Raw genomic sequence first — 22,879 nt, forward strand, 5'->3', positions numbered from 1 at the left:
TATCAAAAGATGTTAGCAATTTTAATAATATGCTTGTAAACGAAGTGGTTAAGTTTGTATATTTTTAAAATAACCAAAATCTTCATCAACAAGAACCCTTCTATCTAACCCTAAATTCATTTCTTCACAAGCTGTTTCTGCTACTAAAGAGCAAGAAAAACAAGCAGATAAATTCAAGTCAAAAATTCCTTGACCATCAGACTCCCAACACAATGGATCAGATGAGCAGTCAATAGACCTTTCAAGTCCTTTTTTTATTATCTCAAGTATTTTTTCTGGTTCTCCTTGGGAAATTAATCCTCCCATACTACCTTCTGAACCTTCTGCTGTGTATATAAGTAAACCCGACATTTGCTTTTCAGGGTTTGTAGAGATGTACAGTCTCTCTTTTAAACTAGCTGTTGGATAGCCACAAGAAAACTCTAATTCTCTCATCATCAAATGTGAGAATGAATGAATTAAAAAATGCTTGTATTTATTGTTGTAGATTTTCATTTTGGAACTAAGTCCTTGACTATTGTGGCTCGGAAGTTCCTTCAAATATTTTTCAAATCGATTTTCTAAAACAACTATATTATCTGAAATCCATCTATCAATACTCTCATTAGAGAATTCAAAGAAGAGACCTTCTCCTAAAGTTTCATTTGCAGGCAGAGTAAACAATTCTTTAGAATCAATTGAAAATATATTTTGTCCACTTGAAGATTCTCTCACTTCTCCATTTACAACAATTCTTTCTTTGGGTTTAACTCTTGTGAAATCCAATTGTACGTTTGTTACTCTTAACTCTTCTACCTGCTGAATCTTTTTGAACAGATTAACTAACTCATTTGGTAGCTGTATATCTTTAAATCGCAAACCTTTATTTATTTCAACATCAGGCAATATTGAATGAATAGAAAAACATCGGTATTCTTGCCACCTATACTCTTCGTGCTTATCACTAATTTCAATATTATTTTTATTGTTTAAAAATTCTGATTCTAATTGAGTTCTAAATAGACCTTCATTTTCAAGATTAATATCGTTGTCAATTATAAAGTCATTGAAATCAAATTTTGTTCTCCAATATTCATTCTTAGTTATTGCTGTACGTTCAAAATATTTTATATACTTTTTCTCAAGAATATTTATTGCCTCAATTAACTCTTTTGGTTTATTCTCTGCAATGTGCATCGGGATAAATAGACTTGAAAATCCATTTGCATAGTAAACATTATTGGCTGTTACTAATGCAATCCTCATTTTTTCACGACCATTTTTATTATCGTTTCTAATAAAACAATTTTCATATGGAGTAATGGAAGGATTTTCACTATCTAATTCCCAAGGTTTTTGACCAATGCAATATGGCTCTAGACTATTGATACCCTCAAGATTAATTTTAGGTTTGTTATCTGAGCCAGACCCTAAACCACAGCTGTTACATTCAATATAGATGCTTCCATACCCTTCAGATTTTGTTTTACTTTCTGTCCATTTAAGTTTTGGGTTACTACAACAAGGACCTACCATCTCACTTGACATCAGATTTTGCCCTTTGTCTTCATCAGATCTAAGTCTTAGATACTTTTCTGTTTTCCATCTTAAATAATTGGCCCAAGGAATATCTGAAAGATGACCATTTGGACAAATCAAAATAAGGTTAGTCTGTTCTAAAGTTTTGTACTCTCTAATTTTGATGGTATTTCCATCCTCGTTTTTTGAATTTAATTCACGAATAAATGCCTTTTTGCTTAAAGCATCTCTGGGTGGGGCAAAATTCTCGAGTTTTAACGTGTCAGGATATTTGCGACATTCTTTTTCCCAAATAGTAAGCCATTCTCGAATCAACTTTAATTCTCCATCAGAATTTTTAAACCATTTTGGGAAGTGAGTTCCACTAATCATATAATGGCTTGAAACTCCATCATATTGTTCTCCTGCATTTTTTAACGCAGTTTTAATTGGATGATTTTTCCAATTTGGAGTGTTGAATGATTCATTCAAAGCCATATGTGGTATTCCAACCAAACAGACTAAGTTTTCAAGATTTTTCTCTGATTTAATGAACTTAATAAATCTTTGATCATCAATAAATTCTAATCCTCTATTTGAAATTTCATACTTGCTTAATTCATATACTCTTCTGTCATCTGTATTATTCGTTCTAATATTTTCAATTTTAGAATTTACCCATTTAATGAATTTCCATTTATGAATATCAGAAATTAGAACATAGGAACCCAGCTTAGTTGTAATAATTGAACCAACACCAGATGTTGAGGAGAGTAGCTTGTATTTCCCAACCCCTTGATTATATTGATTTTGCTTTAATACTTTCATTTACAATGAGTTTATTTTAATTGCTGCCTCTGGTTCAATTACCCTCAAAGACATTGGTACTTGCCATTTTTTGCTATGAATATTCCCTTCATATTCATCTATATCGACATAGAGCTGTTCCTGTGAAGGGGTTGACTTTGCCGATTTGTTATTGAATACAAATATTTTTTTATTGGTTAAATTCTTATTTGATTCTTCTTTCCATTCTGAAAATGCCTCTTCAATCCAACTTTTAATATGTACAATATTCTCTTGTCTCAATAAGTTGCTTATTAAGTTGTTATAAGTAGACATTCTTATTTTTCTCCTCTCAAAATAAGTCATTAAATCTGAAACTATGTTTGAAAGTTCATTTTCTGAAATCGATGAAATATCGCTTGCTGAACGTCTTTCAGTAAACCGAGTTGTATGTCGAATCATTGTTGCTAAATACAAACCCATATATCTTTCCACTGCTTTTTGTGTAAATGGAGTTATAGAAATTGGTTCAACATAACTATACATTTTTTCGTGAAACTCAATAAATTTTTCATAATGAGAAATATCTCTTGCTCTAAAAGGGTGATGAACTGTTAAAACAAGTCCATAATCATTTCTTGCTACACGGCTACTTGCCTGAATATATTCTGCCGTATTACGTGGCATAGAATTCATAATTATGGTATTGAATCTTGAAACATCAATACCAACTGAAATCATATTGGTTGCGACAACGAATTCTGGAGGAACTTTACCTCTACTCAATTCATTATTTTCATTACTAGCGAAACGCTTTTTAGCATTCCATTTTGTTTCAACACTTTTTAGTTCATTCTTAACTTCTTCACCCGAAAGTCTTCCCGTTAATTCAGACTCTTGTATCGGGCCGTAAGTGTAAAGTGAATGCATCAACTTTTGTGGTCGTACGACTCTTGCAAATACTCTGCGAAGTTCCTTCAAAATATATGTTTGAACTTGAGATTGGGTTTTGCCAACTTCCTTAAGACTATTGAAATAACTTATTGTAGTGTGATAATAATCCATTGCTTTTTCAAAATTTTTGTATAGATCAAAGTCAATCGGATCCTTTTCTCCCAACTCCTCTAATTCAAAAATAGCTCTATGAGTCATTATGATTGCTGCTAATCTCATCTGCATCCAAATCTGAGTTCTTCCAGTTGGCAAAATACCAATGTACTTTCTTTTAGAAAGGTATTCTGGTGATTTGTCATCGATACTTTTAAATCGCCTTTTATAAAAAGCAAAGAAGGAATCATCACATTCAACTCCTGGTTTCGGGAATAGATTTACTTTTCTATCAAAGAGTGCTGCAATTTGAAATTGTGTATTTCTTGTAGTGGCTGTTGATGAAATGATTTTTGGTCTAGTTCCGTCATCTCTTGTACAAAGCTGATCCACGGCCGATTCAAACAATGCAACAGCAGAACCAAGAGGGCCAAGTAATAAATGTAACTCGTCTTGAATAATTAAATCAGGAGGTAGGTATCCATCTTTTGGTTTACCCTGTTCCCAAGAACAATTCTTGTTTCCAAATATTCTTCTAGAATCTTTATTTATACCTTGTTTAGATCCGTCAATTTTATGAGCTAACTGAGCAAACTTATCTACTGTGCCAAAAAGTAAGGCTGGCGGATGCTGATAAATAGTTTCGTCAGATAAACAGACGGGAATTGGACCTTGGTAAAGCTTTCTTGAACTTGGTCTTCCCTTTCCAAAACCAAAGGAGCATAATTTAGTATTTGAACAGTATAAATGAAGCCTATTTTTTTCAAAAACGGTAGCAGTTGTATCCGAGTGAGTTGTTGTCTCGGCTTTTAATTTCGAACCACACCAAGGGCATTTATCTAAAGGTATTTTATTCTTTTCTTCTTTGTTTATTTTTTCAAATTCGGCAAGTAAAGAATCTTTATTTCTATCATTGGAATCGTGTAATAACTTATTTGGTAAAGAATTATTACCAACCCACAAGCCAATATTTATGGGCTCATCACCTAGTTCATAAGTACCCCATCTTCTAATTAACTCCAAAGCCATTATAACTAAACTTGCCCTTTGAAATTGTTGCATCGTTAGTAATCGAAGTGTATATCTCATTATGGCAGCCGTACCACCACCTTTTTCTTTGAATTCTTTTCTTCGATTGATTATAGTGAGAGCAATTAGACCGAGATATGCTTCTGTTTTTCCGCCTCCAGTTGGAAACCAAACTAAATCAACCCAATTGTTTCTTTTATTCCAATTTGTATCATCTTCGGATTTAAATATTCCATCTAAGTTTAATAATATAAAAGCAAGCTGAAATGCTCTCCATCCTGCCGGTTCGGTATATGGTGAGAATAATTTATCATCTGCATTAATATAAAACTCAGGATTAAAATTAGTGAAATCATCCTTAATCATCAATGAAATTACTTTTCCATCCTTTGCTTTAACTGAATGCCATAATTGCATAAACATTGCTGCATTCATTAAACGAAATGAATTTAGCTTTTCTTCATTTTTATTGCCTGAAAGGAAATTATTTATATTTTCTTTCATCCGCTTATAATCCTCAACACACTTCTCCAATTCTTGATTTGCAATACCAGAAAAATCTCCTTGATATTTTTCATCTTTCCTTTTAAGTTCAATCCAGTTTCCGTAAGAGTCTACAAATTCGTTTAGCCCATTTAAAATATCATCATTCGATGCATCTGAAAAAGTAGAAAGCCATTTGAATTCTTGAGATTTTGAATTTTCCAAGAATAAAGGAGAAATAAAACCTTCTTGTTCATCATTTATTCTTTTGCTTTTATCTCTAGGAATTGGATCAATATCAGGAGTCTCACAAAAAGGTAAATATTCTGTTTCCACCATACGCGGCTTGCTTAACTTACTCCACTTGACAGAACAATTATGACCAATTGCAAAGTCTTTAAATTGGTCGTAAATAAATGAAGTTGTTGTATCTTCAGAATAAGTGTTGTCACTTTCTTGAGGATATTCGTGATTGCTGTATGGTATTAAATCTTCACATTCAATAGAAAGATTAACACCAAAGAATGATTTTTGATTTACTAATTCATTAAATGTTGAATAATATCTGTTGTCATTTTGTTTTGCTTCGTCAAATGCAATACTTGTATTAATTAATTGAATTTTTAGAAATACTTGTTCGCTTTTTCTTCTTGAATCTCTACTTAGCTGAATGTTAGCGGATATTGAGGCATAATCTTCTTTTTTATCATCTAAATTAAATCGGAAAATGTCTTTCAAGCCATCAGAGATTGTTCCATCTTCTTTAATTACTGAAATATTGACTTCATCAATAGATTTATTATATAAATAGGATATTTTTCTAAGTTTCGTTGGAAAGTTTATGTTGTCTAATTTTATAATTCTTTCTACTGGAGTAGACTGCCACAGACCATATCCGCCTGAATAGACATCCAACAAATTTCTGAAATGGTCTGTAATGCTTTCTACAAGCTCTATTTTTTGCGTTACTTCATAAAGTTTTGCTCTGGTCTCATCATTTGTAATGCTATTTTTTAACTCGTAATAAATAGATGACTTTAAATTACTCAAATAACAAGAAGCTTTTGTTAATTGTGGTATTGTTGAAACGGAATTGGATAAATCAAAAAGCGTTTCAGCAATTTGTTTTTGTATTTCTCTAATTTTTGTTTTTATCTGAGTGATTTCTTGATTTGATAATTTAGATAATAATAGAAAATGATTTTCATTGATTGTCTTTATTCTAAAAAAGTTAAGGTCATACTTGGTAATAAATTTCTGAATTTCTTCGTGATTAACTTCACATAGAAGCCCATATTTATTATTGAATTTGCCTTCCTTATCTTGTTTTAGCTTTTGATAATAACGAAAATTAATCTTGAACTCAATTGTTTTTTTACTTAAAAAATTCCCATCTAAGCAACAAGTTAAACCCATTGTTCTTGGAAACATTTGATTTAACTCAACTTCTTCTGTGGCTTCGATGTCTTCTGAACTATTATTTTGGGAGTCTTGTTCTTCAGCTTCATCTTTTTTATCTGCTTGTTCGTTGTTATCTAATGCTATTCCTTCCTTACAAGTACTACTTTTGTCTTCCGGAAACAAAATTCCTGTACTATATATTGCAGCAGGTACTATATCCAAAATTTCTGAAGAATAGTTTAATGGTTCTTCTTTAATAAGAACCTTATCAGTAAGAGCTTCACTTTCTAAATCTACATAACGATAGCCATTTATTCCCGGGCCTAAAGTTTGTTCTCGAATAAAACGCTCTAATGAATTTCTTTTATCTATAATTTTACTCATTGCTTAGTTTTTCAATGGTTTCAAGTTCTAGTAATTTTAGCTCTGGTTGAATAAGTTCTGTTAATGTGACTAAATTATCAGCTAAATAATTTTCGTCAATTCCAAGTTCTTCTAACGGATGATTAGATTTGTAGAATCCTAATCTATTAGTAATTATCTCTCTTGCATTTTTATCATTATCAAAACATCCATCATTGCATAAATCTTTTAGTAATTGAATCATTTGTCTAGTACTTTGACGACTTGATTGTTTAGAGGCGTTCCGAATTCTTTGTATAATGACAAAGTAAATTTTTGGAATTTTTAGGTACTCACATAATTCAATAAATGTTCTCTTGCTTAATGGTGCAATTGATTCGCTTTGAGGATTAATCCAGCTATTCTTGAAATGAAATTGTGAAACAATTTTTAAACCTTTAGTTTCAAAATGTTTTTTCAATTCAAAGTAAAGTGCATCTTCTCCTAATTTCTTAGCAAGATTTTTCAAGAGCACTTTCCAAAGTCTTCCAGCAGTTTCATCGCCTAGATTGAATTGTTTTCTAATGACCTCTAATTCTTCCTCCTGTTGTTTCTTGTCAATTATTTTTTCATAAATATTTATGTCATCCTGGATTTCATCTAAACTCTGAACATACACCTTGCTGTCATCGTTTTCAAGAGATATCAAGAAGTCTATCTTAACAACTTTTCGCGTTATATTTTTATCATCCGAAACAATGAATAAATTAGAGTTATTAAATGTTTTAGCTCTTTGATTTTTAAGTTTAATTTTAAACGAATCTCTTTGTTCTGAATTTGAATACTCGCTTTCTAAATTCCAGTCAATATTTAATTTTTTTTCTGGCTTTAATGTCTGTATTGTATTTTGGAGTTTATTCCACTCAAAATGATTCTCTCTGATTGGATGAGTTAGAAGTTTATAGTATTCCTTTAATAAATAGTATTTTGCCCATTTATAGTGATGACCAAACAAGAAATTAGGCAATATTATGCTAACAATTTTTTTAGAATCAAATTCTATCTCTAGTAAATTTGGATATTTACCTTGGTCACGGTAGGATATTATAATAAAACAATTTGAATCTAAATTTAATAAATCTGACCAAGTTTTTAAATTAATTGACTTTGTTAAACCAAGACAAGTAGTAATCATTGATAATAACTTCACATTTCTCAATATTGCTTCATCAAAAATAATAGTCTCCGTATTTGATAAGTTCTTAATGATTTTCAATTTACACTGAGAATTTATTATCAAATCTAGAGTGATGGAAAGGGCTTCTTTTAATGTCTCAATATCCTCATCTCTTAATTCTAAAATTGCCATTTTAGTGCTTGAAGAAATTAACTCTGATGATTCTTCTTTTGAAAAAAGATCTTCAATTATATACCTTTTTATAACATCAGTATAGCAAATGGAATAGATATTCATCAGCTTTATTGACCTTAATTCATATAATTCTCTAATACTTGTTTCTAACAAGAATGTATCCCAAAAACTTGATGATTCAAAACCAACGAATTCAATAGATATTGATGATTTTTCTTTTCTTTTGAGAACAAAATCTATTTCCGATTTGTTTATTGTGTAAGAAGAATTAGTAGGTAATTTAAATTTGTCTTTGACTAATTCTATTTTATTTTTCGTATTATTTATTGATTGATATTCTTTACCAAATGTGATAATCAAATATTTAGTGAACCTAGTTTCATAATCAGAGTTCCATTTGTTTATTTCCTCAAATGAAAAACTAGACATTAGGCTTTTTCGCTCGCAATCAAAAAGGACAATCGAATCTAATTCATTAATAATTTCATTGCTGATTGTATCTATTTCATTCAGGGTTTGGGTTGCATTTAATAAATTAATACTTTGATACTTGCTGGTAATGGCAATAGCAAATGGTCTAAATCTAAATAATTGATTAAGTAAATGACAAAAACTTGTTTGAGTGTTTAAAAGTAATTTTGGCTTGATAAAAGAGTTTTGATCAAATCCTTTATAAAAGTCAACGAGTGATTTATTGTTATTTATTTCTTGAATCCATTCTTTCCAAATTTTGTTTTTCTTTTGTGCACTTGCTCCATCTGGGCATTTGGAGTTTTTAGTCTTTAATGAAAATAATAGTTCATATAATTCGTTGTTTACTCCTCCATTTTGTATGATTTTATTTTGATAATTTTTAAATGATTTGATACTCAAAAATTCCGCAATAACTAGTTTTTGACATTCACTAAATTCATCTTCAAAATGTATATGTAAGGGAGTTACACCGTCATTATTGGACGAAAAAGTTTCATCGAGTACATTATTTAAGTAGTGAATGACATCAGTAAATTCTGCTCTTAAATCATTCTGCATTAAGCTGACAATGCCATCTAATTTGCTTGGCTTTTCATTTAAAAATGAATACAAGTAATGTGAAATATGTTGTTTTATAAATTCCATTATTCAACAATAATTATTTCAACATTTAGGATAGCCCTTGTAATTCCTACAAAAATTTCGTATTTATTGATTTCACTTGGTTTGGAAATCACTAAAAAAACATTCTTTTTTTCAAGTCCTTTGAATTTTAGTACGGAAGAAAATCTCAACTTGTTTGCTGTATCTCCGACATTTGTTTTTGTTAATTCTTCAACATCTTTTATAATTAGTAATTCTCGTAAATCCTCTTTTCCTCTGTAGTTTCCTCTCAGAAAAGTTGATTCAATTAAAATAATGCAATCCTTGCCTTGTAATGATGAATCAGTTTCCCTAATTGGAGTTAAAACATTTTTTACGATATGGGACTTTACATTTTGTAAATTTTTATAGCGTTTTATAATAATATTTGGAAATTTTTCTTCAAAACAATCTTCTTCAAATATTTGCGGATACTGTAAAATTTCTGATGATAACCTGCGAATATCAGGATTTTGTGAACTTCGTTTTACTTCATTAACTTTAAAATGACAATAATATTCAGTCAGCAAGTCGGCAATTTCTGAAACACTACGACCACTTGATGAATAACTTTGATCAATATCTAATAAAACCAGAGAGTTTCCATTTAGCAACCCTTGTCCATTAAACCCAGAAAATTTATTAATAAATAAATCCAAACCTCTGTCAAGTAAATCTTGGGCTTCATCAATTACAATAAAATCGTACGGTTTTATTTTATCATCTTTTTCAAGCCTCTGAATGGTATTTTTTACCAAATCGTAAAATTGCTCCTCATTCAAAGAACTAAATTCTTCGAAATCTAATAATGGATTACATTTTTGAAAAAATCTAAAAAAGGTTGTAACTTCTATATTACTCGAAAACTGTCTTTCTGTTAACAAAGATTTGGTATAGTGCATTAATAGATTGTTCCAACATAAATATATCCCATTTTTATTATGCTGTTTATCAATAAAAGCCTTTGCAATCGTTGTTTTACCACATCCTGGAGGTCCTTCAATCATTATCCTTGGGTTTTTATATAACCCATCTAATATTTCAATATTTTGGATACCAAGCCATTCGAGTGTATTAATGGTATTTAATTGATTTCTATCACCAATAATTGGACTCAGTATTTTTTTGATTGCAACATATTCCTTAGGTGAAACTTCATTATAATTTCTAAAGTGTTTTTTGTGTTTATTTTTAGAGTATTCAAACACATTCACTAGAAACTTCTCGATTAACCCATCATAATCTTTTGCAATAAAAGATGTCCACAATAATTTGTCATCAATCAACTTGGATTCAAAAGGATAATCCACGTGTGGGAAAGCTATTGCCTCACAAAAAAAACAACCTTTTAAATTATTAAGAATTTTGTCTTTTAAAGTATATTTATAACCTTCTGCTTGTTTAAAGGGATTTTGCTTAATTGGAGTCTCGAATTTCTTTCCGTAAAAAAAGGTGTTGTCCTTCGTTGAAATAGCACCTCCTTTTACCTCTAAAACTAATAAACCATATTTGCAGAGAACCAAAAAATCTATTTGAGAACTTGTCTTTTTATAGTAATTAAAGTTATCAGAGTGCTCGGGTAATTTCAAATCGTGCCAAACGTCCCAGTCTAAATTACTTTTACTTAAATCGTTCCAAAGTTGTCTATAAATATCGATTTCACCACGAAGTGGTGAGCCATCATCCTTTACGATTATGGTCTCTAAGGCATCTATTGGATTATTTGGATGGAATCGTACTGGCATAATCACTTTCCATTTGCAATTGTTGAAATTTTATTGATTGCGTATAATGCGAAAAATTGTTTCAATGGGACTTTGTCTTTATGCTCGAATATTCTCAATTTCTTTTGTTCAATTTCAACATTCTCAAGATTGAGTTTATCAATTAACTGTTTAACTGAATCAACTAACTCAGTTGGTTCACTATATTTAGTGCTTGATTTTTGTAATTCATAAAGTTTTTGTAGTTCGTTCGAACTCCCAATCTTATCAGAAAATCCATTATTGATATGTTTCAAAAACTCTTTTCCACCTTTGTATTCTTTTATTATTTCTTCAAGGTTGTTGTAATACTTATCATTGATTTTTTGAATCGGAAATCCTTTACCTGTACCATATTGAATTGATGTAAACCATTTGCCCTCGGCTGATTTAGAGTTGTTCTCAATATCGTAATTGGATAAAGTAACTGTCAAATTTCCATCTTTTATGGTGTGCCTTCTAAATCTTGAACCATGGTTTTTTATGGGAGGTTTATCAAACGTCCTCAATTTGTATGTGTTAAGATTTATTACCCCATCAATATAGGGCTTATTATTTAATACAAGATTATTTGGTATTGTAAGTTTAAATTCATCTAAAACGATTTTAGCGAATGCTCTGCTTACTGAACAACAAACTGCATTACCAACTAAACGCCATTTATTTTTATCTGTCCCTAAAAATTGATAAGTGATTGGAAACCCCATTATTATTGCTGCTTCTCTAACTGTTGGCAGACGAAATTCGCCATCTCCAAATCTGTCGAGTTCAGTTTTATAAATAATAGACTCTCTTGAGTTTGCGATTTTTGTTGCTGTAATAGTGCGGCTAGGTTTGCTTTCATTTTCAGGAAATGACATTTTCCCCATAAATGGATGATTAGTTTTCCAATATTTAGAAAATTTCCATTCAACTTTATAAATTCCTGTATCATAGAAATGATCAGTTAATTGGTTTTGCAAAATTTTTAATTGATACTGCGGATCAGTAATGATTTTATCTGAATTTTTGGTAAAGGGATTGGGAAAGTTTTTTTTCATCTTTCCAATTGTCAAATAATTCTCTTTTCCATCTAATCCATCTGAATGGGTTGTTGTTGGGATAATAAGTTTACCTTTTTTAATAATTTCACCTGATATAACTCTTTTTCTAGCCTGAAAAGAACCATAATTCGCAGAATTAATGATAGCCGAGTTTTCGTATAGGTTAATTGCAATTTTTAAAGGGCTTATCCTATTTTTATTTGCCCATTCAGTTAAACCTAAATCCTTGAAGGTATAAGCTGTTTGTAAATACCTTTTTGAGTTTACTACGTTTTCCATAAACCAAGCCTTAAGTATTGAGTTAGGCTGATGTTTTTTAACCGCAACAATTCTCAAAAATGTTTCCGTTAGTTCAACCCCTAACGATTTGTCTGCATTACCAGATTTATTAGAGCTTGAAAAACTAACACAAGGAGGACTTCCTAAGATAATTTCTGTATTCGGTAAATTTTCAATTTCATCAATTGAATTTTTAAAGTCTAGAATGTTTTTTACCTCACAACTCAAATTGAAGTTATGATTAAAAGTATCTACAGCCGGTTTCCAATGATCGAAACCATAAATTATTTCGTAACCCATTTGCCTGAATCCTTCAGAAAAACCTCCTGCACCACAAAAGAAATCTATAACTTTAAGTTTTTTCATTTACGATTTTATTGTTAATTGTAACATTGCTAAAAAATACATTTTGCATATATAATATTGTTGTCCTGATTTTTTTATTTAACCAATATTAAAGATTTTAATAAAAAAGGGTTATTAATTCGTAGAAGTTTTCAAATATAGAAATTGCTTTAATAAAAATATTATGGATTTCCGTAATTGATAAAAATAAGTAGTATTTCAAAATTAGATATCAGTATTTTTACTGAATTTTCTTAATAATGTTATATAATTTATCCTAGCAGACTTATTTAAAAATCATTTTTTATATTCTTTGCACTGAAAATTAATAATCTACCATTTAAAATAGAGTCAATAACCTTTTCTTTTCCATATTTTTTATATAGAATATTAATTATTGAAGTTCGCTGAGATTCATTTTTAATCATTATATATCTTAAATCGCTTATCTCATTAATTTGTAAGGCTAATTCAGGAAAATGAGGTTTTTTTCTAAATTCATTATTTTTTAGTAATTGAAATTCGTTTTCGTTTTCATGTATTATATTACTTACATCTTCTGGAAGGTTTGGAATATATCTCCATTCCCTTTCCAAGTAAGTAATTATTTCTTTTTCTTTGTATTGAACTTTCCAGTTTTTAAAATGCTGAATTGCAGGAACTGTTATTCGATTAACCTCTTGAATTATTTTTTCATATTGAGAATAATCAGTGTTATCATTATTACCGTTTAACTTTGCTTCAATTATATTTGGAAGCATTTGTTCTATTAGATTCCAAATTTGAATATTATTAATATTATTATGAATGTTACGAAATTTTGTGTTTTCATGCGTATATACTACTGGGGATATAGCATTTTTAATTGCCCAATCTAAGCTCATTCCAATTCCGTAATCTCCATACCTTGCGTAAAGTTCAACATCTTTTATTGAAATATTACAAAAGCTAACCATAGGAATATAATAATTGTTATCACCAACTTTTTCAATACAGTATGATGGTGCGAATCCATTTTTTAGCACACTTTTTAGTAGAGATATCTTTTTTGTGTAATGAAAGATATGGTTAATCTTCTTTTGTTCAAAACCCATAATTTATACATGATATCGCTAATAATAGCAGATAACTTTCAAATGTAGTCAATTATAATTTACCTTAATTTTATTTTTAATAAATAAAAATCCCAGCTTTTGCCAGGATGTTAATACTATTTTTATCAATTAAATTGATTTAAAGATAATTTTTTTATTTCACGAAAAATATAGAATTAAGATGATACTTTTTAATACTGGTGCCATCTTTATATTTGCTTAGTATTGACAACTCATTCTGGTTATTCAATTCCAAAAGTTTTGAGAAAATGGTTTCAACTAAGTCGCAAATATTCCAATAGTAAGCTGTAGTGAAATTTTTATTATTTTTTTCTTGATTTCTTTTCTCAATATGATAAGTTTCTTCAGCGGTTTCTATAATTTTATCAGAAGTACTTGAATAATCTAGAATAAATATTTCAGTATCATTTCCTAAGCTGAATTGATGTGCTAAAGAATTTCTTAGATTTTTCAGTGAATTTATAATTTTATTATCTAATTCTGTGAAATTACTTAAAGCATTTTTAAATGCGTCATTGCTATTTTCATTTCCATTTTTGTGATAAAACATATTTCCAATCAAGTCAATGATTATTAAATAATTAGTTATTGCTAGAAATTTATTACTTAAAAAAGTTTTGTTTTCAATTTGTTTATCTAAGATAACCACATCATATTTTTTATCTAACTCACCTGTTTCAATATTTCTATTGCTCAATTCCCGAGCACCTCGAAGTGCGATAGCAAGAGTAGATACTGATTTATCTTCACTAATGTTAATATTTAATAATTGATTTATAAATTGTTTTTCTTCCATTTACTTAATTATTATCTTCTTGATTATTTTTTACTATCACAATAGATTCAAACTAACCCATTTTTTTCATTATATATACTATCATGTTACTTTGGCGATATCATTTGAATAAAAATAGCTAATTGTTAAGTTTCTTTTGTTTCTTGATGAGGTTAATAATACATTATAAATGAATTTAATATTGAGGGATATACTAAATTGTGCAATTTGTAATATGTATTTAATCTTTTAACATATGAGTTTCCCAATCTGTATATTCTAAGTCATCTTTAGCAATTTCCAGATGATTAATTCCTCCCTGGGTTAATTTTCCAACTTTTTCTAAATGATCAAATTTTACTTTTTTTAATAAATAGAGTGGTGCGAAGTATGATTTAGGATATTTATCAGATTTTCCAAATCCTATTTCATAGCCTTTCTCAAAATGGTATTCTTCGAATTCTTTATTAGAATATTTAGGAATACTTGAACAAGTAATCATTATACCATTAATATTTATGCCTTCATTTTCCCAAAATACAAAAGGATGATTAAATGATTCTGTATTATAATGTTTTTTGAATTCTTCCCTTAATCTATAAATTTCACCTTTTTTCATATAGTTAATAATTATATTTATTGATTAAATATACAATAGCTCCTCCTCATTTCTTACAATTTTATATAAAACAATAAATTACGACTTATAAAATACACATGAATAATTTATTTTCTTAATTTTTCTACGATTATTTTTAGTGAATAAACAATTAAAAACCATCATCAGGATAAGCTATATAACTGATATCATCCAAACAATTTAAAAGTCTATATAGGACGTCTGTCAATTTCTCATTTATTAGTAATATGACATTGCTGTTTTCACCATCCATAATTAGAAATTGATTATTCTGAAAAATAAATTTAACACCTTCAAAAGTGTATTCAAAAGCGCTTCCAAAATATAAACCACTTGAATGCGAAAAACTGTTTCTAAGTTTACTACAAAATTCTAAAAAAGCTACATCTTCTTTGTAATTACTAGAATAGCAATCCTTAATTCTATTTGAAATATATCTAAATTTCCTACCTAGAGGTATAAAAGATGATTTACGCAGTTCCGATAGCAGTTCACTAAAATTCTCAGGGTTTAGCTCTTTACAAACTCTGAGAGTTTTTTTATTAAGATCATCGATAATTTTGTTCCTATCTTCCTCATTTACAGATTCTTCAAAACATAGATTGATAGTTGTTTCAAAATTTGTAAATGATTCTAATAGTAATTTTTTGTTTAAATCATTTTGATAGGCTTGTGCTAATAAATGATGGTCAGCTATTTCATATACTCTTCTTATATGTGTATTCAATGAGAATATTTCTTCTGTAAATTTTATATTTCCTTTGCCGATTTGTTTTGAGATTTCAAAGAAGACCTTACCTTTGTAAAAGTCATAAACAATTGCATAGAGATTTTCAAAATATGCTTTTCTAGCATCGTTCTCTTTAAACTTTAAGTTGTAAATCGTTTGTTTTAATTTGTCACTGAGTAAAAGCAATTCGTCCAAAGTCATTTTTATAATATTTTACATGCTAAATATACTTAATTTTCAGAGATTTATGGCTTGCTAATACAGAGATGCATTAGTTACTCGATCAAACAATCCTTTGTTCTCTTTACTGTATTTTTTATGTCCCTCTATAATTTCAGAATTCGGGGTTTCCTCCTATTGAATAACAGGGCAAATAATAAGGAAGTCATTTATGATATAGTTTTTCAACTTTTGAAAGAAAGATTCATAATACTTTAGTTTAAATGGTTTATTTAGGATTACAACTACTTACTAAATATATAAAACATTAAATTTAATTTTTGAGGTTTTCCATAAAAACAAAAAACCGATTATAATATTCTTCTATCTTTATGAAAACATAATTACAAAAACACTATACATCTACAGCATTCTAGTTATTCTTGATATTATTGTACTTTCAATTTCGGTTTACTCCTCATAAAGGATTAAAAAAATAGATATGTACTTTCAACAATTTTAAGACAGATACTAAAAAAGATTGATTTGAAATTTAAAACCTTATTCTTTTCAACGATTCTTTATTTGAGACTTTTGAAGAGAGTTTTAATGTCATTAGCTTACTTGATTTTTTAATCTTTCAATAGACATGTCTTCAGGTAGTCTATGTAGCATTCTATGACAATTAGAACATACTAATGCAAGATTGTCTAATGTTGTTTTCTGATTAATTTTGTAAGTTGAAAGTTGTTGAGTGTGGTGACATTCAATAAATCCTTTTCCTATTTCGCCATATTTTTTACTAAAATCAAATTCACAGACTTCACAAGCTAGTTTACCATTTTGTTTTAGGATTTGCTGTTTCTTTGAATCAATAAGTTTTTGATTCCGTTCTCTTAACTTATGTAATTTAAAAAGAATTTCACCTTCAACCGCTTCCTTAATGGATGTTTTTGGCTCTTCCTCAATTTGATAGATCTTAGAACTTAAATCATCATCACTTAAAGTTTCAATAATGACATTGGAAATATTTGTTAATAGATTTCTACTGTTTTGAAATTCAAAAAAAATTTGTTTGTCTAATCGAGAGGTTCTATCTAAACCTTTTGCAGGATTATTGGAATCAATTGAAGTGAAATTACTTAGCTTCATTGCAACGCCATTAGGATTTCTAAAATCCGAATTTCTGCTTTGGTTGGAATGTAATGGTAATTTGTTTAAAATTTTGGACAGATTTATAATCTCGGAATTTGTACTAACAAATGATTTGGATTCCAAATTATAGTAAAGATTTAATGTAAGGATAAGTTCATCCCTATGCCATTTTGGGTTTTTCATGATTATTTTATAGTTTTTTATTATTTTGATGACAAGTCGTTTCGAAAGCTTTTAACACAAATAAGAATAGCATTTGAATATTTGATTTAGATGATTTACTTAGTTTCTTCAAAAATAAAATCCCGACTCTCGTCGGAATTTTAATCAATTTTGAAGTTCAGTAAATCTTTAGGAGATACATTTAAACCTCTAGCTAAGTCTATCAAGGTAGTAAATGCAAAATTTCTTTTCCCATTTTCTATATCGCTTACTGTCCCTTTAGTGATTTTACTGCTATTAAGAACAACATCATCTTGAGTTAGTCCAGATTTAATTCTTAAATCTTTAACGTGTTCTCCAAATTTTCTTAGTATTTCATCTTTTAAACTGTCCATTTATTAGCACTTTATACAAAGGGCGTAATTTTTTTTGCAAATTTTGTTATAAGAACTTGTAACAAAATGAAAAATTCTTATATTTGGAAATAATTACTTATTAAAGTAATTTTGCGATACTTCAAAGAATAATAGAAGCTATTGCTTAGAATCTCAAATTCGAAAACTGGTAATTTTTAACATACGAGATGATAAGCAGAAAGCTCACGACCTAGGCGTGGGCTCTCTTATCTGTATGTAAGGTATACCAGTGCCCCGAATTGGATAATGTAGAGTTCCATGCCGTTTTATTTTCCAATGCAGTCCTCATTTTCTACACTCTAAGCACCTTCAAAAACATAGTATCAGATTAAACGATACAATGAGGTGTACAACTCATTGCGGCTTTACAGCTTTCACGGGACACAATTTTCATTCATATTAATTTTTTATGATTGTTTGGGCAGGAGATTTTTCTCTACTAAGGAAGTCTCCTCCCAAGCATATCATTTTCAAACAGCAACTAAAAACAAATATCAAGACACAGATCATTTAAAGCAACCATTAGAAAAAGAAAAAGCCCTTTCCTCAGTTTGTAGACCACAGGAAAGAGCATAATCAGTCATTAATAATCATTAAAAACCTATTCAAAAATATGAAAAATATTTTTTGCAGGGGGCTTATGTCCCTTGTTTTCACAATCGTGTTTACGACTACATCGTATGCACAGAATAAGTCTCTAAAAATAGGAGAATCTCTTCCCGAAAGAATTTGGACAACTCCTTTTTTTAATAACCATCAAGCAATCAAATGATTAGAGGGGAGGGGTGTTGAAAAATAAATAGACGAAACGAAATAAAAATCCCGCATAATTGAATATTGATACGTTTTCAATATTAATGTGTTATTATAATTAAATTATTCACAAAATAAAAAAAAATCCTGCTTAATTTGCGTTTGTAGATAAATATCTACAAAAATTATCTGATATGAACCAATAAGAATTAATGAAGTGTAGAATTTGGGGATTAAAAATTTTTCTGAAATTAATAATATTTTTAAAATTTAAACTATTAAAAATAAAACCGCAATCTCATTTCAAAATATTCCAAAAGCCAAAGTCTGAAAATATTTTCAATGTGGTTGCACCAATACTCTTGCAAAAATGCGTTTCCAACCAACGGAAGGAATTGAATTTTTGAATCTGATTGTTGTTGTTGTTTTGTTCTCTGTTGAAATATGGGAAAATCCTCCGCTTTCTTAGGATAGTTTTTAATCCAAAGTTGCATAATTTTGGTATTCTCTTTGAATATTTTTATCTTATTTTCGTTATAGTTTTTTTTCCTTCAGCAGGAATTTCATTTAAAATATCTTGACGCAGTTCACTTTTTGCTTTGATGCTTTCTTTGTACCAATTGGATGCGAAATTGATAGAAATAATCAACACCAAAACTGTGAAAATTGCAACACCAATTCCGCTCCAAATAAATTTCTCCATTCTTTTTGCTGGTTTTTGAAGACTTTCCAAATAATCGCTGGTTTTTTGTGAAATAACGGCTTCTATTATAGTGACAATATTTGTGAAATGTTGATTTCTTGCAAGTTGTTCTTTTTCATAAAAAACCGATACCTCCTTAGGAATTTCTTTTATGACTTCATCCTGTGCTTTTATTGTACATTTCCCAGAAATATCAATTCTGTTGACAACAAAATGAATATGCTTTTGCTTCGTACTGTTATGAATATCCAATCGGGATTGGTTGTTTTCTGTCACTCCAATTTTTTCTAAAGCTTTGGTGGCGATTTCTAAAAATTCTTCATCCGTCAATTTTCTGCCGATTTCGTTCGGTTGAGAAATATAGCCTGTCAAAGCCCATTTCTCAACTTTAGGGTTTCGATTGGCTACGATTTTCATTTCGAGAAATTGACCTTCAGCAGTGTCACTCAAAAGATAATTCGAAGCTATCATCTCTGCTGTTCCTTTATCGTTTCCATTGTATTGCAAAGCTATTTTCGTGATGGTTCTCGTGGTTGCGGAATTATTCATTTTTCTAAATTTTAGAGTACAAATATTGATGGATCAAATCAACTACATTCTCAATTTTTGCTAAAATTTCTTTCTTGTTTTCAAAAACATTCCATTCCCGATTTCGAAAAAGATTGGTGATTTTTTTGAAGTGATTTCCAAATTGAAGCAGGTTTTCATCAGTTTTAAATTCATTGACTTTTAGTTCTTTTTCCAACAAAACATTCCGGATATAGGTTGATAATTTGAGTGAATATTTTTTTCTGTTTTTTGAATCAGGGTTTCATATTCGGAATTGGTCATTCGTATCGAAATCACTTTATCTAGTTTTTTATTTTCTTTAGTCTTCAAGCCACCTTTCCAATCTAATTGCTAGAAGTGTTTTTTTTCTGAGCAATCTGCAATTCATTTTCTTTGGTAACTTCGTATATAAAAATCCCAATTTTGCAATCAGCGGATACGCTTATTGTAAACTTTAGGTACTTTTTGCACTAACTACCCAATGCATTTTACCTGCGTTTATTTTACTCACTTTCGCCTGTATTTCACTTGTATCTGATTTGATGGGTTTTTGTGAATCAACCAATCATTAAATTCTTTAAATCCTGAATATAAAACCCTACAATCTTCTGCTATTTCATTTTCGTTTTAATCATTTCAACGGCACGATTTCCTGCTTCGTCATTGTCAAAATAAAGCTCGATTTTTCATAGTTATCAAGTGCAATTTTAATATTAGAAATCATTGATACGGAATTCAAAATGATATAATCGGAAGGTCTTTTTTCTAAAAATTTTTCTACATTTTTAATTGAAAGAAAATCGAAAAACCCTTCGAAAATCCGAAGCGAATCTGAGCCATTTTTGATTGTCGAAATATCTTTTTTGCTTAAACAAATTTTGGAGTATTTATTGCGGATTTCGTAACTACTGGAATTGTTTTTAAATCCATTTCCGAAATAATTTTTATCGTTCATTCGATAATGAATCTCTTTCACAAATTCGATTTGGTTATCTACTTTTCTTTTCCTTCAAATATTCCAAAAGTGCAGAATGATGAATATTTTTAATTTCGATGATCTCATAATTTTAGGAAGATTTTCTAATTTCTGATTAGAAAAGGTTTGATTTTGAAAAGAAGAAAAATTCTGCTACTCTGCCCAAACTAAAACTTCGCTTACTGAAGCGTTTAAATATTTCTTCATAAAGTCGGTAATGTTCCCACCAATGCCTTCTGAATGAAGATACCAGACGTTGAGTCTTCTATCCAATTTAAAAGAGGCTTGGGATTCGCTGGCAAAAGTATTGAGATACCAAGCTTCTTTTTCATTTTGTTTCGTTGGAAGGTGTCCGAGAATAAGGAGGGCTTCTTTCATAGAATCTTCCTATTTGTTCTGCTTTAATGTTACCTTTTAAAATATGTGAGCGCACGGTTCGATAATCAAGTTTAAGAATTTCTGAACACTCTTTTATAGAGTACAGTTTCTTTTTCAACTCGATGTCCAAGTTCTTTTTTGAGAGAATAGAGTATCTCTTTTACTTACCCTAATTCATCAATAATAGATTGGTTATCTGCATAACGATATTGTTTTATTTGCAGACAAAATTGTATTATTATGATAACTAATCATACAATTTACTGAATTGCGTAAAGTTTAATAGCTGATATTAAATAGTTTAGATAATTCCTGATAGATAATCTCTTCAAAATCATTTGGTTTCACAAGAACTGCTCTTGAAAATGTCCCTTTGTCAAAATTGGTATGATATTCATTTTCCATTGCCTCAATAATAGTGGTGTCTTGAAAATCGGGATTGATAATGTGATTATCTTTTAAGAATTTGTTTTTCTTTCTAAAGCAAAATACAAAAAAAGGGTTGTTTCAGCACCGCTAAGAAAATTGCCCTGCAACTTCATTAGATTACTTGAGCTGATTTGGTTGGTGGATTCTTTTTTATATTGGTCTAAAGTCCTTTGAGCTCATAATTACCTTGTCCAGAACTTTGTTGTTCTTTATTATCATAATAAAGCTTATTCGGGCGATATGTGAAAATATTCTTTCTCAAAATTCAGTTTTCTTCTTATCCGTTTATATTAGATTTTAAGCTATGATCATTTAACTATTATTTAATTTGTAATAACTAAATATCTATAATTTTTAAAGACCTTATATTGAGATGAAACAGTGTACTTTATTAAATAACCATATCATACTTGTTTATCATATAATTATTTAATTGCATCACGGACAAAAACGGAATATTCAGTCTGACCATTGGTAAATCCTGACTATCCTTACTTAGCAAGGCAGGTTACGCAAGTCAGTCACTAAATACCATTTCAAAAAAAAATTCTTTATCTACGAAGATTACAGAAATAGAAGAAATTTCTTTATCGACAGGGCATCAGAAAATTTCAAAAGAAAGGTATACGGGTTCTCTTTTCATGAGTGGACAACAAATTATTACAACAGCAGGAAGTAATTCGATTAAGAAAAAAATATCCGTTACCGTTAAATTGAAAAATAATTAATTAATAACAATAAAGGCTTTGGTCATTTCAGATAATGTTATTAGATTTGATAAATTTATCCAAATCATGAAAAAGCAAATCTTTATTGCTGCGCTGTCTATGGGAGCAATCGCTTTAGGAACCAACCTGGTTCTGGCACAAAATTCTGAGCAGGTTAGCAAATCAGTTAATATTATTTTATCAGACGTTATTGCAATGGACATAGGCACTATTGCTTCAGAAGGCACTGTAGATTTTAATTATGGGACTACAGCAGATTATAATTCATCAAAAAACGTAACTGTTCCTAACAGTTTAGTCATCATTTCTTCCAAAAATTTTGATGTAAAAGTAAAATCTGAAGGTTCTCACTTTGTAAGTGGCGCAAATGTAATTCCAGTAGATATCTTACAGGTAAAAGCAATACCTGGTGGAAGTTTAGCGGGAACCCTAAATGAGGTCACCTTATCTACAACTGATCAGGTGCTGGTAAGTAATGCAAGTTTAGGTGCCAAACGATCTTTAAATATTGCCTACTCTATTTCGGCGGAAAAAGCATCTAAGGTACTTCTGGGGAAACCACAGGGTACTTACACGCAAAAAATAACTTATACTGCCACTGCACTATAAGTTAACAAAAATATTTTAAATAGAAAAGCCCTCAACACTTGAAAGTGTTGAGGGCTTTTCTATTTAAGCCAAATGAATAATCCTTGTAGTTATTTTACT

Annotated in this window: 16 protein-coding genes and 1 pseudogene; 1 reads left to right on the plus strand and 16 read right to left on the minus strand. The window is 29.6% G+C overall.

Annotated elements, in window-relative coordinates; genetic code table 11:
- Positions 1-48 precede the first annotated feature (48 nt).
- From drmB to OEA66_RS10005, 16 genes and pseudogenes are all read right to left on the minus strand, one after another.
- Positions 49-2,325 (minus strand): MrfA Zn-binding domain-containing protein, encoded by a 2,277-nt coding sequence (gene drmB, locus OEA66_RS09930; protein WP_267281223.1) that lies wholly within the window; start codon positions 2,323-2,325, stop codon positions 49-51.
- A complete protein-coding gene (locus OEA66_RS09935) occupies positions 2,326-6,627 on the minus strand; it encodes a helicase-related protein (RefSeq protein ID WP_267281224.1) in 4,302 nt (1,433 codons plus the stop codon).
- Entirely contained in the window at positions 6,620-9,076 is a 2,457-nt protein-coding gene (locus OEA66_RS09940; protein WP_267281225.1) for a hypothetical protein, read from the minus strand. Before OEA66_RS09940 ends, OEA66_RS09935 begins: the two co-directional genes overlap by 8 nt.
- Positions 9,076-10,818 (minus strand): nuclease-related domain-containing DEAD/DEAH box helicase, encoded by a 1,743-nt coding sequence (locus OEA66_RS09945; RefSeq protein WP_267281226.1) that lies wholly within the window; start codon positions 10,816-10,818, stop codon positions 9,076-9,078. The genes OEA66_RS09940 and OEA66_RS09945 overlap by 1 nt, the downstream gene beginning before the upstream one ends.
- Before the next feature lie 2 nt (positions 10,819-10,820).
- Complete coding sequence (locus tag OEA66_RS09950; protein WP_267281227.1) at positions 10,821-12,524, minus strand: DNA cytosine methyltransferase; 1,704 nt, start codon at positions 12,522-12,524, stop codon at positions 10,821-10,823.
- A gap of 269 nt (positions 12,525-12,793) precedes the next feature.
- Positions 12,794-13,597 (minus strand): abortive infection system antitoxin AbiGi family protein, encoded by an 804-nt coding sequence (locus tag OEA66_RS09955; protein ID WP_267281228.1) that lies wholly within the window; start codon positions 13,595-13,597, stop codon positions 12,794-12,796.
- A gap of 154 nt (positions 13,598-13,751) precedes the next feature.
- Positions 13,752-14,414 (minus strand): hypothetical protein, encoded by a 663-nt coding sequence (locus OEA66_RS09960; RefSeq protein WP_267281229.1) that lies wholly within the window; start codon positions 14,412-14,414, stop codon positions 13,752-13,754.
- A gap of 220 nt (positions 14,415-14,634) precedes the next feature.
- Entirely contained in the window at positions 14,635-15,012 is a 378-nt protein-coding gene (locus OEA66_RS09965) for a hypothetical protein (RefSeq protein WP_267281230.1), read from the minus strand.
- A 151-nt stretch (positions 15,013-15,163) separates the two neighbouring features.
- Positions 15,164-15,964 carry a hypothetical protein gene (locus OEA66_RS09970; protein WP_267281231.1) on the minus strand — a complete coding sequence of 267 codons (801 nt, stop codon included), beginning with the start codon at positions 15,962-15,964 and terminating at the stop codon, positions 15,164-15,166.
- A 573-nt stretch (positions 15,965-16,537) separates the two neighbouring features.
- A complete protein-coding gene (locus OEA66_RS09975; protein WP_267281232.1) occupies positions 16,538-17,260 on the minus strand; it encodes an HNH endonuclease in 723 nt (240 codons plus the stop codon).
- A gap of 140 nt (positions 17,261-17,400) precedes the next feature.
- Positions 17,401-17,634 (minus strand): helix-turn-helix domain-containing protein, encoded by a 234-nt coding sequence (locus OEA66_RS09980; protein ID WP_267281233.1) that lies wholly within the window; start codon positions 17,632-17,634, stop codon positions 17,401-17,403.
- 1,052 nt (positions 17,635-18,686) lie between these two features.
- Positions 18,687-18,902 (minus strand): hypothetical protein, encoded by a 216-nt coding sequence (locus tag OEA66_RS09985; RefSeq protein ID WP_267281234.1) that lies wholly within the window; start codon positions 18,900-18,902, stop codon positions 18,687-18,689.
- A 26-nt stretch (positions 18,903-18,928) separates the two neighbouring features.
- The gene (locus OEA66_RS09990; RefSeq protein ID WP_267281235.1) at positions 18,929-19,660 is read right to left on the minus strand and encodes a relaxase/mobilization nuclease domain-containing protein; all 732 of its coding nucleotides are present in this window, start codon (positions 19,658-19,660) and stop codon (positions 18,929-18,931) included.
- A 631-nt stretch (positions 19,661-20,291) separates the two neighbouring features.
- Positions 20,292-20,654, minus strand: a pseudogene (locus tag OEA66_RS09995) (DUF8464 domain-containing protein); the annotation flags it as partial.
- A 135-nt stretch (positions 20,655-20,789) separates the two neighbouring features.
- Positions 20,790-21,014, minus strand: a complete 225-nt coding sequence (locus OEA66_RS10000; protein WP_267281237.1) for a hypothetical protein — start codon at positions 21,012-21,014, stop codon at positions 20,790-20,792.
- A gap of 279 nt (positions 21,015-21,293) precedes the next feature.
- Positions 21,294-21,419, minus strand: coding sequence for a hypothetical protein (locus tag OEA66_RS10005; RefSeq protein ID WP_267281238.1), 126 nt, complete (start codon positions 21,417-21,419; stop codon positions 21,294-21,296).
- Between the two features lie 818 nt (positions 21,420-22,237).
- Here OEA66_RS10005 and OEA66_RS10010 point away from each other — a divergent pair.
- Positions 22,238-22,780 carry a peptidoglycan-binding protein LysM gene (locus OEA66_RS10010; protein ID WP_267281239.1) on the plus strand — a complete coding sequence of 181 codons (543 nt, stop codon included), beginning with the start codon at positions 22,238-22,240 and terminating at the stop codon, positions 22,778-22,780.
- The last annotated feature ends 99 nt before the right edge of the window (positions 22,781-22,879 follow it).

It is taken from the genome of Chryseobacterium luquanense, from assembly GCF_026460945.1.
GTDB classification, from domain to species: domain Bacteria; phylum Bacteroidota; class Bacteroidia; order Flavobacteriales; family Weeksellaceae; genus Chryseobacterium; species Chryseobacterium luquanense.

Excerpts from the sequence above, each read along its gene's own strand:
- drmB (WP_267281223.1), bottom strand. The coding sequence starts at position 2,325 with ATGAAAGTATTAAAGCAAAATCAATATAATCAAGGGGTTGGGAAATAC.
- OEA66_RS09935 (WP_267281224.1), bottom strand. The coding sequence starts at position 6,627 with ATGAGTAAAATTATAGATAAAAGAAATTCATTAGAGCGTTTTATTCGA.
- OEA66_RS09940 (WP_267281225.1), bottom strand. The coding sequence starts at position 9,076 with ATGGAATTTATAAAACAACATATTTCACATTACTTGTATTCATTTTTA.
- OEA66_RS09945 (WP_267281226.1), bottom strand. The coding sequence starts at position 10,818 with ATGCCAGTACGATTCCATCCAAATAATCCAATAGATGCCTTAGAGACC.
- OEA66_RS09950 (WP_267281227.1), bottom strand. The coding sequence starts at position 12,524 with ATGAAAAAACTTAAAGTTATAGATTTCTTTTGTGGTGCAGGAGGTTTT.
- OEA66_RS09955 (WP_267281228.1), bottom strand. The coding sequence starts at position 13,597 with ATGGGTTTTGAACAAAAGAAGATTAACCATATCTTTCATTACACAAAA.
- OEA66_RS09960 (WP_267281229.1), bottom strand. The coding sequence starts at position 14,414 with ATGGAAGAAAAACAATTTATAAATCAATTATTAAATATTAACATTAGT.
- OEA66_RS09965 (WP_267281230.1), bottom strand. The coding sequence starts at position 15,012 with ATGAAAAAAGGTGAAATTTATAGATTAAGGGAAGAATTCAAAAAACAT.
- OEA66_RS09970 (WP_267281231.1), bottom strand. The coding sequence starts at position 15,964 with ATGACTTTGGACGAATTGCTTTTACTCAGTGACAAATTAAAACAAACG.
- OEA66_RS09975 (WP_267281232.1), bottom strand. The coding sequence starts at position 17,260 with ATGAAAAACCCAAAATGGCATAGGGATGAACTTATCCTTACATTAAAT.
- OEA66_RS09980 (WP_267281233.1), bottom strand. The coding sequence starts at position 17,634 with ATGGACAGTTTAAAAGATGAAATACTAAGAAAATTTGGAGAACACGTT.
- OEA66_RS09985 (WP_267281234.1), bottom strand. The coding sequence starts at position 18,902 with ATGCAACTTTGGATTAAAAACTATCCTAAGAAAGCGGAGGATTTTCCC.
- OEA66_RS09990 (WP_267281235.1), bottom strand. The coding sequence starts at position 19,660 with ATGAATAATTCCGCAACCACGAGAACCATCACGAAAATAGCTTTGCAA.
- OEA66_RS10000 (WP_267281237.1), bottom strand. The coding sequence starts at position 21,014 with ATGAAAGAAGCCCTCCTTATTCTCGGACACCTTCCAACGAAACAAAAT.
- OEA66_RS10005 (WP_267281238.1), bottom strand. The coding sequence starts at position 21,419 with ATGGAAAATGAATATCATACCAATTTTGACAAAGGGACATTTTCAAGA.
- OEA66_RS10010 (WP_267281239.1), top strand. The coding sequence starts at position 22,238 with ATGAAAAAGCAAATCTTTATTGCTGCGCTGTCTATGGGAGCAATCGCT.